Raw genomic sequence first — 13,648 nt, 5'->3', positions numbered from 1 at the left:
ATGAGCGACTACTTCAGGGCCTCGGCCAATCGGATGGTTTCCTGCACCATTTGACCGACACGGGCCTGGATGTTCTCGTCGGAGATTTCGTTGCCTTCAAAGGCATCGCCGAGGGCGTAGACAAACCGCGGAACGATGAGGCAGCGAAAATCCAGCATCAGGCTATTGGCCAGCCCCATCGCGCTCATGTAGCTTCCGGCGCCACCTGCCGCCAGCATCATCGCGACGACCTTGCCGGTCCATTTCTTGCCCGTCAGTTCGACCGCGTTTTTGATCGCCGCGTTGACATCGAAATTGTAGACAGGCGAGGCGATGATGATCGCGTTAGCCGCTTCGATGAGTTTTCCCAGCTCGATCACGTTGGGGTCGCCGTACGCCGAGGCTCCGTCGCAAAAGGGCAGCGGTGTCTGTGCCAAGTCGAACGTGGCGACGTCTTGATGGTCATTTTCGAGAAGCGACTTCGCCGCATTCGCTAAGATTCGGCTGCGGCTGCCGGGATTCAGGCTAGCGCTAATTACCAGGATCATGATCGTTGCTTGTCAAATATCGTGCAGGAAGAGGATTTCTATCCGCGATCCTACGGCAACGATTCGAAGCGGTAAATAAGCCACGGCCGACTTCAAACGCACTTCCGTTGGTCGTTAGACGCAACCGGAGTAGTCGTCGGTGTCCATACCCAGGCGATTTTTCAGCGTGTTGAACTGGTCAAACAACGCTTCACTACTGCTGTGAACATGCTCCGCTTCGGTGATGAACTTCAGCTTGTCGTCCGGGTAGACATCCGATTCGATGAACGTTCGTTCGAATTGTTCGAGGGGTTTGCCGTACACGATCATCAATTTGTGTTCGTCCAACTGGACCTCTTGTCGCCGTGTCGGGTTGATCACGGCGACGCCGGTGCAACCGTCGTTGAGCAAGAGTTCTTCGTGGTCGAGGAGAATGCTTTTCAGGACCGGCATGTCGATATGCTCGCGATACAGGTCCTGATTGTGCGAATTGTGATGATGGCTGGTTTCCAGCACCACGTCGACGACTGGGCCGAGGTGATCGATGAGATCAAGGAACAGATCCATGATCAGTCGACGAGTCACCGACGCCATGATAACCGGCGTGCGGGCTTGACTGCTATCGTCGACATATTCGTCGAATCGGAAGCCTTGTTTAGGGACGACCTGCAAGTCATAACTCGGCCGAATCGCGTCGGTCAGGTCAAAGGCACCGTAGCTGTGGATGCCCATGTGGGTTTGCAGTTCTTCTTCGGATAATGCTTCGAAGCTTCCCGGGGTGAAGACCGATCCAGTCTCTTCGGTCGTGTTGTTTCGGAGGATGCGTTTTAAAAAGCCCATAGGAGGCGATCCGATCATGTCGTGGGGTCACGGGGATTGTGCATCGGTCGAAGCGAATGAGAGTTCCGTCCGAACGATCTACAGCCAACGCTAGGTCACGTCGTTTGCGCGTCGACTGCATTCGAAAACCCCGCGCGGTCGCAAAAGGAAATCCATCAGTCCTAACCGGTACATTCCGATCAGTCGGCCTGACCGTTTCAAACGGGCTCCGCCTTCTGAGTGTTTCGTGTTGCCCGGACGCAACGTCAGGGGTGACAATTGGCAGCAGTGTCCTACGCTTTGTCGATCGACTGCCTCACGGCGGTATAATGCGAGCGTCCACTTGGGACTTGTCATCGAGGTATTTCTGGTGTCCCGGATCAAAATTCTTTTATTGCTATTGCCGCTATTCGGTTGCCTCGCCTGCGATCGGTTGATTCCGCCTCGACCTCCGATCGGTCCGGCGAAGGATTCCGTGGACGATCAGGCCGATCCAGCAACGGCACAGTCCGGAGCCGATCTTAATGCGAACCAAGACGCGGCCGATTTCGAAGGCGATTGGCGAGCTTGGTATGTTCACCGTATGGGACGTCAGGTCGTCGGCATCAGCGAAGTTTCCGCCGAACGGGTCATTAACGAAACGGTGCTCGAATCCGGCGAAGCTCAGGTCCGCTACCAACGCAAAGATCAGTTGATCGTTCGTCAAAACACGTTGCAGTTTCTGCAGATCACTGATACGCAAAGCATCGAATCGCTACGTGCGAATGTGAAAACGTTGACGTCAAGTGTTACCAACGGCCTGAACCAGGCGTCGATCTCCGCGAGTCGACGTGGCAATCGTTTGGCGTTCCGTTTTCAGGCCAGCGGGGGCGAGCCGACGACCCAGGACGTGGTTTGGGCGGACGGGATGCGAGGCCCCTTCGCCGTCGAACAGTCGCTGCGTCGCGAGATGATGCAGCCCGGCGAGTCACGTCGACTCGAAGGATTGAATTCAACCGTCAATGCCGTGGCCGTCTTCGAGCTGCGGTGTACCGGGAAGGCTTCGGTATCGATGTTGGACGGCCAGTACGAAACCTTGACCGAAATCGAAGTGACCACCTTGGTCGATGCCAAACCCGTCGATGATCAGGTGCTGTGGTTGCAAGACGATGGCGTGATCAAGAAAACTTTGCGACCGTTGATTCGTTTGGAATCGTTTTATGTTAGTTCGGCGGCAGCACTCAACGAGTTCACGCGACCGCTGGCACCCGTTGTCTTCAGTGCCGAAGGGACATTCGGAACCGATTCAGAAGGACGGGAGAGTGCCGACGTTAGTCAATTCACTCAGGCCGGTTACATCGTCTCGAAACTCTCCGGGCGTCTGCAGGGTGATGAAACGCTCTTGCCGGCTTTTGGAAATCAATTCACTAACAACGTGGTCGTCGGTCAACAGGTCTTGGTCTCCGGTGACGGCACAGCCCCAGGCGAGTTTACGCAAGTCTCCGCCGACGCCGCTGCAGGTGATCTGGCCGCTACGAAGTTACTCGAGACAGGTCATCCTGCGGTGGTCAAGCTTGCCGGGAAAACGTCATCTGACGATCAAGTGACACTCGAGTCGATTCGCGAAGTGGCACGCATCTGCGGGGACCGACTCACTCTCGTTCCGCAAGGGCCGCTTCGATCCGCCTCGCAGAGTTTGCGTCAAGGGCAGGGCGGTGAAATTGATCAGGCGATCGTGCTCGCAGCCGTGCTTCGGGCCAAGCAGATTCCTGCACGGATCGTACTCGGTCTGGCTCCCGCGGCCGAGCAATCGCCAGGCTCGGGGCGAACGCTCATGAAGTTGACCGGCTGGGTGACCGTTTATGTTGACGCCCAGGATGCAGGGCAGTGGGTTTCAATCGATCCGGTTTCGCGTCAGACCAACGCGGTCGATCGTCTGGCGTTGGCCGTCTCGACAAGCGAGACCGAATTGTCGGTTGACCTTGCCGAGTCATTTGAGCGTCTTGGCAAGCTACGGATTCAGATTCGCGGAGGCCGTTGATCCGGTTTCAGGTTTTGTTCTAGGACGACGTTTTCGCTTCCAAATAGTCGGCGACGGCTTGAAGCAATGGGTCAATCGTCTGGTCTTGGATTTGATGAGGCGGTGCCCAAGGGAACCAGCGGAATTCCGGGTGTTCGGTCAAGATCGGTTCGAAGGTTTGATCGACTTCACCGATGAAGTACGTCACGGTTTTCTCGACCGCTTTGCCGCTGCGTTTGTACTTGACCGGATAGTTCAGGCGAAAACGGAACTCCGGATCGAGACGAATCCGATCCGCCGACAATCCGGTTTCTTCTTCGGTTTCTCGCAGTGCCGTTTCGGCATCAGATTCGTTGCCGTCACGATGGCCTTTGGGAAGGTCCCAGCGATCCGGATGGCGCAGCAGCAAGAATTCTCTCGGCGAAGTCGCCGTAATAATTAGGATTCCGGCGGCGCGTTTCTTTTCTGGGGAGGCTGATGTCATGAGGTGATCGGTCTGTTCGCTCGTTGGGGGCAGGCTGGAGGTGAAACAATGCGATGCGTTGTCAGCTTACCAATGCCTTGCTTGATCGTCTTCTAAGGTGACGGTATCACAGACAAAGTTGACTTACTGAGCGTGTCTGAAATGACGGTCACGCGATTATTGAATCCGCCTGTTAGGACCGACACTGGGAATCATGAAGATCTACACGAGGACGGGGGATGCCGGAAGCACCGGGTTGTTCGGTGGCCCACGAGTTTGCAAAGATGACGTCCGGATCGAGGCGTATGGAACGATCGACGAGCTGAACGCGTCTCTCGGGTGTGTTCGTTCGGCGGGCGTCGCGAGCGGAAACTTTGATGAGTCCTTGGACCAACAGCTCGAGCATATCCAGAGCGAGCTGTTTTCGATCGGCGCCGAATTAGCAACGCCGGACCCCGACAAGTACGAGTTGCGGGTGATCAACAACGGTCATGTCGCGCGTCTGGAGTCTTGGATCGACGAGCATGAGACGGGATTACCGCCGCTGAAGCAGTTTATTTTGCCGGGGGGCTGTCACGCGGCCTCGATTTTACATCTGGCCAGGGCGATCTGTCGCCGCGCCGAACGGCGAGTGGTGACGCTGGCCGCTGTCGACGGAGTAATCGTTTCAGACGCCGTGATCGTTTACCTGAACCGGCTCAGCGACTACCTGTTTGTACTCAGTCGTGAGGCGAATTCGCAGGCAGGGATCGAGGATGTGATCTGGACACGCCCGGAATCACCGGCTTAAGTGAAATAAAGCGTCGCTAAAAGCGATGTGGTGTGCCCGCTGGAAGACCTTTGCACGCGGAGTATACAATAGAGTGTCAGTTCGATGAAAATTCATCAGGTCGCTTTCTCCGAGGCACAGACGTGAAAAAAGTTGAGGCCATCGTTCGCCACTTCAAATTGGAAGATGTCAAGAACGCATTGACCGATCAAGGGATCCATGGAATGACCGTCAGTGAAGTCCGCGGATTTGGCCGTCAAAAGGGGCACACGGAAATTTACCGTGGCACCGAGTACGCAATTGATTTTGTGCCGAAGGTAAAAATCGAGGTCATTTGCACGGACGCCAACCTGCAGACGGTTGTGGATTCCATTTTGCAAACCGCTCAGACCGGTCAGATCGGCGATGGAAAAATCTTCGTCACCGATCTCGAGGATTCGATCCGAATCCGAACCGGCGAACGTGGCGAAGAAGCCCTTTAGTGGGAATGCTGTCAGCAAAGCTGGGACCGTTAGCGCGGTCGCAGCCTTTGATTTCGGGGTTTCCGATGAATTGTTGCGATGAGTGCATAGGCGTAAATGGGTGGTCCCTCGCTTTCCGACGTCGTCCTTTTGGGACGCGAGCAATTACGCGAGGGACGTGAACGTTGTCGTCGTGTCCACAATCAAGGTGGCCACGGTAGCCAGGTTTCCACACTCGTCAGCGATCTCTACGACGACATCGTTCTTGAGGTCTTCAACCAAGCGTGCCGCGACCACTTCGCGGGTGAAATTCCGGCCGGCATGGCGCTTGTCGCCCATGGGGGATTCGGGCGGCGCGATCTAGCGCCATATTCCGACGCCGACCTGATGCTGATCACGCGCAGCAGAAGCACTGCCGCCGCCGAGCGGATCGCGCAGGCACTGACCCGCGATCTCGTCGATATCGGGATCGACGTCGGTTTTGCGCTGCGTACCACTCGCGAAGCCTGCTCGCTTTCATGGTCCGACCCGGTCATCTTCACTTCGTTGACCGAGTCGCGATTTCTTGGCGGAAGCCTGAAGGTCTTCACGCGATTTTTCGAGTCGCTACGTCACGGTGCCTATCTGCGGCGGGCAAGATTGATCCGTGATTTGATCGAAGCCAGGCGAGAAGAGCGGACCAAGTGGGGCGTGACAAGCTACTTGCTGACGCCGAACGTGAAGAAATCACGCGGCGGGTTGCGTGATATTCAGATGATTCGTTGGATCGGTTTCGCCCGCTATGGCGAGGTCGATCTTGAGAAGCTGTTGCGGCTCAATACGCTTTCCCGCGAAGACTATCGGTTGGTACGTCGTGCGTACGATTTTTTGATTCGGCTCCGCAACGAACTGCATTTTCGTGAAAACCGGGCTCAAGACATCTTGGGGCGGGCGACCCAAATGGAGATCGCCGAAGCCTGGAACTACAAAGCCGAAGACGGTGTTTTACCCGTCGAAGCGTTCATGCAGCAGTATTTCGAAGTGACACGCGCGGTTCGCTACATCGCCGGATTCTTTGCCGACGACAATCGTAGTCGACCGCTGCGGGAGCAACTCTACGAATGGACCGCTTCCAGACGGATCGATGAATCCATTCGAATGGGACCGACTCACATTTGGGTAGATCAATCCGAGTTGGCTGAGTTTTCGCATAGCTTGCCCCGTGTTTTACGGTTGATGAGCGTCGCGAATCACAACAACCGTCGGATCGGTCACTACACCTGGCAAGCGATCCGCAACGCGATGCAAGAACGAGTGCCCTCGACGCCGGATTCAGAATCGGTCGGGGCGTTTCTATCGTTGCTCAGTCGTGGAAGTCGGTTGGCGCCGCTGCTTCGCCGTCTCCATGAATTGCGGATCATCGAGCAGTTGATTCCCGAGTTCAAGCGAACGCGCGGGCTGTTACAGTTCAACGCCTATCACAAATACACCGTTGACGCGCATTCGATTCGAGCGGTCGAAGCGGCAACCGATTTCGCCGATGACCAGTCATCGATGGGCCGTCGCTACCGCCGCTTGAAAGACAAAACCCTGTTGCACTTGGCACTGTTGATTCATGACATCGGCAAAGGCTATCCCGAAGATCACTCCATCGTCGGGGCGCGGATCGCACGAAAAGTCGGCGAACGCTTTGATCTGGATTCCAACAGTATCGAGATCTTGGAATGGTTGGTGCTCAAGCATCTGGCGGTCAACAATGTCGCCTTTCGACACGACCTCAATGATACTGAGATCGTACTTTCGTTTGCGAAGGAAGTCGGATCGATTCGCCGCTTGGAATTGCTAATCGTTCATGCCGTCGCCGACCTTGCCGCGGTCGGTCCTGGCGTGCTAACCGATTGGAAGATGAAACTGATCGAGGACCTTTATCTGCGGACTCGCCGATACTTCGAGACCGGCGATGTTGACTTGGATCAGGACGCGTTGGCCGAAGAGATCCGGCATCAAGTGGAGGCGAGTTTGGCCGACGACGACGGTGAATCGACCAGCCATCGCCTGTTGGCTCAGTTGCCCCTTTCGATGCTGCGGCGAGAACTACCAGACGTTCTCGCCAAGCAGATCGACCAGGTCGCCCGATCGCTTGACGAAGGCAAGACGTCGTATTGTTTCCATCATTATGACCCGATCCCGTCGGCGAGCCGGTATGTGGTGATTCACCGGCAAGGAAAGCAACGGGTGGGAATTTTCGCCCGCGTCGCCGGTGCATTCATGTCGTGTGGGATCAGTATCTTGCGGGCCGAGATCGTCACTCTGGATGATTTGGTTTGGGACGAATTCTGGGTCAACGATCCCGACCATCCCGAAGATCCACCCGAGTCACGGATCGAGCAGATCTCCGAGCGTGTGACCCATCTGCTCGATTCACCGGAGATCCCAGTTCCGCCGCGTCGGCAAAAATGGACCATGGCCAAGGCGAAAGAACCGGACTCGGTTAACGTGCTGCCCAGTAAAGTCGATTTTGATAACGAAACGCTCGATCGATTTACGATCGTGTCATTTTTTGCTTACGATCAGACTGGACTTTTGTACCGAATCGCGTCAGCGCTTTCAGAAATGGGGCTTGTGATTCACTTCGCCAAAATCGATACGCATCTCGATCAGGTCGCCGACGTATTCTACGTGACTGAGATCGATGGCGGAAAAATCGAACAGGACGCTCGTAAACATGAGGTTCGAGAGGTGTTGTTGGCAATCGCCGACCAGGATGAGACAAACTCTGCCTGATCGTTACACCTTAGCCGCAGTGACTCGGCTCAAACGGAACCGGTAAGGTTTGTCGTTTGCGACGTCTTTTGTCGATTCACCATTTCGGTCCATCAAGACGATCGTGGCGCCATGGTCACACCAGTAGGCCCAAAACTTTTGTCCCTTTTGCTTGCCAGGGACCACGGGCGCGGGAAGGCTTAGAGTGAAAGAACTGCACTGGCATGGAAGCCGCGCCGCTTGGGCGTCGTGCGACATGTCGTTCGTCACCTCAAGCATTTCTCATGGATGTTACTCATGCGTCAGTTCAAGCTGCTCAAAAAATTTGCCCTATCGGCTCTCGTCGCTAGCTCGGCTATGGTCGGAAGTCCTGTCCTCGCAGGAGACTTCGATGCACTGCTAGCGGAAATTCAATTCGAAAACCCGAGCACGCCAATCGCACCGCCGTTGGTGAACGCCGGGGTCCCGGGCGTAGAAACCGGTGCCCAGTCGGCTCTCGGATTGGAAATGCCCGCCCAGCCGGTTTCCGTCGAAGCCGAGGCGGTCGCACCGTCCCCGGTCGCAACGCCGATTCAGCCAAACGCAACGGCGCCGACTCATGTGGCACCGGTCGCCGCGACGCCGGCGCACGCTCATGCCGCGCCCGCTGGTGATTGTCAGTCATGCGGCAACCACGCTGCTTGCGACTGCCAGCACGGTTGCAAGGGTTGTGGGAGCTGCCTCGGAAATCGGATTCATCAAGGGGCTTGCACGCCTTACATGCCTCCCCAATTGCCGACCATAACGTTCTACCAATACTGGCGTTCGAACGCTTGCAATACCAACGTCTGGGACGGTTACCAAAACCGCTGCCGCACGACGATTGACTTGTCAATCCATCACAAGCATCGACGCGGCTGTGACGCTTGCGGCAACGTCTACAACTCGGTTCCCGCGGACTGGTGTGACATGCAAGAATCTTGTGACTAAGTTGCTTCGGTCGCACGAAGGACGAATCGATCGAACGCCCGGACCCCCGGGCGTTTTTCTTTTGGGAGGGGAGTTCGCCGAGCGTTTTCAGTTTGCCTGACCGGTTTGCCGGAAGTGTCGGTGGTATTCGCGGCCTGAACCCCAAACGTGTCTCCCACCCAGATCTCGCACGCTCGCCGCCAACGTCACCCAGATTACTCTTTGCTAGCAAAGCGGATCATTGGGAGATCGAAAAAAAACGAACGATCCCGCGGAACCACTACAGGAGTCGCGTTGGGGTGCCGATATGACTTGTACCATGGATTGGGAGGGTGGAACGATCGGTGCCATCGTTCCAGCACTGATGGGCCATGGTGAGGCAGGGAGGGCTTCACCATGGCCCTTCTCCTTTTCCATTGCTTCTTAATCGTCGTCCATGCTTACGACGACGGCGCCGAGGGCTTCGTCAATATCTGAAATTACGATGAACCGCATGGACTTAGCCACGGTCTCGGTGCAATGACTGTGGCAAACGCCCTTCTGCTGAGAAGCCGCAACCAAGCATCGGGGCTGAACGAAACTCTGGCAAGTTCGGCGCGTCGCCGATATCAGCGACGGAAGCGCGCTAACTGAAAAGTTCGTTGATCACCGAACCGTCGCGTACCAGTGTGATCGGCCGGCCGGTTGAACTTTGAAATTCAAGTGTCGGATCGATGCCAAGGTTGTGATAAAAACTGGCCGCGACATCGTCTGGAGAAATACCATCATGACGTGGACCCGAAGCGGTGTCATCGCTTTCGCCGACCACTCGCCCACCGCGAATGCCTCCGCCTGCCATCAGCATGAACATACAACGCGGGTAGTGGTCGCGCCCGCCTTCGGCAGATCGGCTGTTGATCTTTGGCGTCCGTCCGAATTCACCGGTCACGAATACCGCCGTCGATTCAAGCAGGCCGCGTTGATCCAGGCCGTTGAGCAGGCCGCTCAACCCCGCGTCAAGCTTGGGTAACTGATTGTCTTTCAACTTGGTGAAGTTGTCGGTGTGCGTGTCCCAGCCGCCGAGTTGAACGGTGACGAAACGGACGCCCGATTCGACCAACCGCAGTGCCAACAGGCAGCTTTGACCGAAGGACTCTTCGCCGAATTGCTTCGCGAATGATTCTGGTTCCCGACTGATGTCGAACGCCGTTCGGGCCCGTTCCGATGTGATCATCGAGTAGGCTTGTTCGCCGAATTGATCGAGCCCTTCGAGTAACTGGTCGTTCTTTTCAAGTTCCGTGAACCGGCGATCGAGTTTCTGAAGCAGTGACTGCCGCCGTTTGACTTCGTCGACGCCAATGCCACCGGGAAGCGAGATCCCACGAACGCTGTAAGGATTGCCAAAAGAGGGTTGTGACTTTGTTTCCAGTGACGAATACCGAATCCCGAGGAATCCGGCGCCATGTCCGGCCCGGGGGACGGCGACGGAACTTGGGATGTCGTGGTCGGCGGGACGTTCTTTGGAAAGCACCGATCCGTAGCTGGGGAATTCAAGTGCGGGGATTGGTTTGCTTCCCGTATTGACGTACTCCTGTCCAAGGCGGTGGGCGGCTAGGGTGTGACTGACACCACGCAGGATCGTGAACTTGTCCATGCAACCGGCCAGCTTCGGCAGGTGCTCGGAAATCTGGATTCCGGGGATGTTGGTTTGGATCGGCTTGAAGGCCCCGCGGTGTGTATCGGGGGCATCGGGCTTGAGGTCAAAGGTGTCCATGTGCGAAGGTCCACCGGGCAATTCGATAAAGATCGCACGTTTGGCAAAGCCCGGGGCAACCTGCCCGGCCGAGGCAAGTCGGTTGTACCCGGCAAGCGTCAGTCCGCCGATTGACAGGCTACCGATTTTCAGCAAGTCGCGTCGTTTGACGCCGTCACAGGTCTGATGAAGTTTCATGGGACGATCCAAAGTCGAGGGGGAATGTATTGGCAATGATTTCAAACGCGGTTCCGTTTCGTACGCGTCACGTTGATTGCGTCGGAAACGAAATGCTGATCGAAGGAGCGGCTCATCAATGGCTGATAATGAACTCCTTCGTATTCACCAAAGCCCATAACAAACCTTCCAGGCCTTTGGTCGGTGATGGACTCGTTTCGATATATTCAGCGGCGATCTTTGCTTCCTCGTCATCGGGATATCGGCTCAGCGTTCGCAAATAAGCTCGACGGATCACCTCGTCAAGCGAGGGTTTCGAAGCGTCAGTCGCGAGCAGCTTTGAGGCATTTTTGGTTTCCAGTTTGCCCCAGATCGAAGGGTCTTGCATCAACGCTTCGAAACTCGGAAGGTCATACGTTTGTCCCAAGCGTTCGGCCATACGGGCATATTGCTTTTCTGCCGACGGCAGTACCTTTTCTTGCCGGGCTTTGGGAAGTTTACGTAGTTGGCTGACTCGCTTGACAATCGCTTGGCGGACCTTTTCATCTTGTCGTTGACGAACCGTTTGAGCCGAGGACTGGACGCCTTGCGGAGACTCGATGCCCATCTGTTGGCAGATTTCGTTGACCCAGCCATTTTTGTCGGCGATCCGCTTGTACATGTCAGCATCGTTTCGCAGGTAGATCGCTTGAAGCAAACTAGGTGAATCACTGCGGTCGCAGTCGCAGTTTGTTTCGCGTATCGATTGTCCGAAGACTTGGAGAGCAAAGTCGGAATTATTGCGGGTGCGAGCTTTGCCATCGGCGATCGCCATCTGGTCCACGTCGCTACGCAACTGATCGGCTTGTTCGGTCGATCCGGTGGCCAGCATCACCATGTCGAAGACAACTTCGGCGGGCAGACGTCGAGGCAAGTGGTGGGAGAAGTTTGACCGGTCATTGATGTTGCTCGGATTCGTGTCCGCACTTCGTTGATAGGCATCACTGTTGGTGATTTCACGATGCAGCCATTTCAAATCGAACTTGTGTTCGATCAGTTCGGCCGCCAAGTGATCCAAAAGCGCTGCGTTACTCGGCGGATTGGCGAGGTTCATGTCGTCCGTCGGATCGACAATTCCGATGCCAAAGTAATTGCTCCAGATTCGATTGACGATCGCTTTAGCAAAGTACGGGTTTTGTTCATCACGCAACCACCGCATCAATGCCGGACGCGGATCTTCGGACAGTTCTAACGCATCGCCATCACCGAGGATTTTGCCGGTGGGAATACGAACGGGCGGAACTTTTCGGCCTTTACGTTTCGCGATCGCCCGCTGTTGTTTTTGTCGATCGGTCAGTCCGCGCGTGTTAACGAATAGTTCTCCAAAGGGAACGACGTCGCCTTTTTGGGCGGCTTTCTGGATCGCCCGACGTAGGTCACCGCCACGCAGTTTTTTTCCGCCGGTCAGTTGTTCGGTCAGCTCGCTATGCTCCTGTTTTGATTCCGGTGAGACCACATTGGCATTGCCGGCGCGGATCGGTGCGAAGAGTTTCGCGAAGTCATCGAAGTCTTGCTTCGACCATTGATCGAAGGGATGCTTGTGGCACTGGGCACATTCAATTCGGACACCTAGAAACGCATAAGCAAACCCAATGGCACGTTCTTCGGGTTGCTGGAAATTTCGTCGCGACCAGTACAATGGCATCGATTCGCGATCAGCGTAGCGGTCGAGGTTACCGTTGCAGATCTCTGTCATTTCACGGCAGTAGTCGAGGTAGCTTTCGCCATCTTCGCGACTGTTGGCGGTGACGATACCGGCGACGATTTCGTCATAGGGGACGTTGTCATCGAAGCGTTTTTGCAGCCACTTAAACCACAGCTTGTTACTGACATTGCGAACCGGCAAAACGTTATTGAGCTGCTCGGCATTGTTTCCCGTCCAATCACTCATCCTAGTCGCCCACCAAGCACCATAGGCCGGCGAATCAAGGAGTTCGTCGATGTACCGGGCCCGCTTGTCGGAGCCCGTTTCCTGAAGGAAGTCCGCAACACGTTCGGCCGACGGGAGGACTCCGGTAATGTCCAAGGAGGCCCGTCGGACGAACGCTTCGTCGGTACAAACAGCCGACGGCGTGATGCCGAGCTTGTCTAGTTTCTGCTGAATCAGTCGATCGATCGGCTTCGTCGGCGGCGCTTCGGCGATGCTTCCCAGTGATGGTGACGAAAGGGAGTCTGCGTCCCCGGAGATCGGCCGGATGACCGGAACAGGGACAACGGCGTTGTCGTAAGAAATGACGACGTGGGTATCGCCTGACTCGCCCGAGCGAACGAGGCCGTGTTCACTGACCGCGGCGATCGAGTCATCGTTACTGCCGAAGCGACAGAGCGGCGTCACGTCTTCGACCGAGCCATCCGCCCAGTGGGCGATCGCCCGCAAGCGTACGGATTGATCGGTTGATGCGAAGTGAATCTCGGCGGGGACAATCTGTAATCGTTCAAGTTCTTGGACGGAAGACGAATCGAAGTGGGCCCCGTCGGCGATCCACTGACGTAGAACCTTGTATTGCCAACCTTGCTTGTCGAAACGTTTTCCGCCTTCGTGCATGTCGGCGTCTGACGGTTTGGCCAGGACCAAACTCTCATCGACCTCATCGGTGTCGATCCGCCCGGTTTGTTCGGCCATCAGCGCATCGTGGTCGGCTTTGAAGTCATAGCCGAAGAGCGACAGCTGAAAATCGCCACGCCCCTGAAAGGATCCATGGCAGGCCCGTCCGTTGCAGCCGAGTTTTCCAAGCAGTGGAATGACGTGTTTTTGGAAATCCGGCGTCTCACGCGCGTTGGGTTGTGAGAAACGTGACTCGATCGATGGTGCGACGACCGGGGGCAGTTTCTCCGCCGAGTCTGAACGAACCGGATCGGCATGCGCCGTAGTCGACAAACCGATTAGGACCATCGCGCCGATCAAACGGCGTCGTCGTGGACAATGCCAAATGGATTTCATCACAATACGATTCGCCAAACGGAAGGAATGAAAAGGGAGAGGGGAGCGGTTG

10 protein-coding genes are annotated in these 13,648 nt (G+C 56.0%); 5 read left to right on the top strand and 5 right to left on the bottom strand.

Features of this window, described 5'->3' with window-relative positions; translation table 11 throughout:
- Nucleotides 1-8 precede the first annotated feature (8 nt).
- A complete protein-coding gene (locus FYC48_RS17810; RefSeq protein WP_149498070.1) occupies nt 9-527 on the bottom strand; it encodes an NADPH-dependent FMN reductase in 519 nt (172 codons plus the stop codon).
- 114 nt (nt 528-641) lie between these two features.
- Entirely contained in the window at nt 642-1,346 is a 705-nt protein-coding gene (locus FYC48_RS17805; protein WP_149498069.1) for a hypothetical protein, read from the bottom strand.
- 349 nt (nt 1,347-1,695) lie between these two features.
- Here FYC48_RS17805 and FYC48_RS17800 point away from each other — a divergent pair, with 349 nt between their 5' ends.
- Nucleotides 1,696-3,345, top strand: coding sequence for a transglutaminase-like domain-containing protein (locus tag FYC48_RS17800; RefSeq protein WP_149498068.1), 1,650 nt, complete (start codon nt 1,696-1,698; stop codon nt 3,343-3,345).
- A gap of 19 nt (nt 3,346-3,364) precedes the next feature.
- On the opposite strand, the gene FYC48_RS17795 is transcribed toward FYC48_RS17800, so the two are convergent.
- The gene (locus tag FYC48_RS17795; RefSeq protein ID WP_149498067.1) at nt 3,365-3,808 is read right to left on the bottom strand and encodes a bis(5'-nucleosyl)-tetraphosphatase; all 444 of its coding nucleotides are present in this window, start codon (nt 3,806-3,808) and stop codon (nt 3,365-3,367) included.
- 193 nt (nt 3,809-4,001) lie between these two features.
- Between FYC48_RS17795 and FYC48_RS17790 the strand changes: the two genes are divergently transcribed.
- From FYC48_RS17790 to FYC48_RS17775, 4 genes are all read left to right on the top strand, one after another.
- Complete coding sequence (locus tag FYC48_RS17790; RefSeq protein WP_149498066.1) at nt 4,002-4,577, top strand: cob(I)yrinic acid a,c-diamide adenosyltransferase; 576 nt, start codon at nt 4,002-4,004, stop codon at nt 4,575-4,577.
- Nucleotides 4,578-4,699: 122 nt separating this feature from the next.
- Complete coding sequence (locus tag FYC48_RS17785; RefSeq protein WP_149498065.1) at nt 4,700-5,038, top strand: P-II family nitrogen regulator; 339 nt, start codon at nt 4,700-4,702, stop codon at nt 5,036-5,038.
- 96 nt (nt 5,039-5,134) lie between these two features.
- A complete protein-coding gene (glnD, locus tag FYC48_RS17780) occupies nt 5,135-7,780 on the top strand; it encodes a [protein-PII] uridylyltransferase (protein ID WP_149498064.1) in 2,646 nt (881 codons plus the stop codon).
- Between the two features lie 276 nt (nt 7,781-8,056).
- The gene (locus FYC48_RS17775) at nt 8,057-8,728 is read left to right on the top strand and encodes a hypothetical protein (RefSeq protein ID WP_149498063.1); all 672 of its coding nucleotides are present in this window, start codon (nt 8,057-8,059) and stop codon (nt 8,726-8,728) included.
- 604 nt (nt 8,729-9,332) lie between these two features.
- Here FYC48_RS17775 and FYC48_RS17770 read toward each other — a convergent pair.
- Entirely contained in the window at nt 9,333-10,637 is a 1,305-nt protein-coding gene (locus FYC48_RS17770) for a DUF1501 domain-containing protein (RefSeq protein WP_149498062.1), read from the bottom strand.
- 115 nt (nt 10,638-10,752) lie between these two features.
- Complete coding sequence (locus FYC48_RS17765; RefSeq protein WP_235034309.1) at nt 10,753-13,596, bottom strand: DUF1549 and DUF1553 domain-containing protein; 2,844 nt, start codon at nt 13,594-13,596, stop codon at nt 10,753-10,755.
- Nucleotides 13,597-13,648 lie beyond the last annotated feature (52 nt).

It is taken from the genome of Roseiconus lacunae (assembly GCF_008312935.1).
Classification (GTDB): domain Bacteria; phylum Planctomycetota; class Planctomycetia; order Pirellulales; family Pirellulaceae; genus Stieleria; species Stieleria lacunae.
Note: the sequence above shows the minus strand (reverse complement) of the source record. Positions and strands in the feature narration are given on the sequence as shown.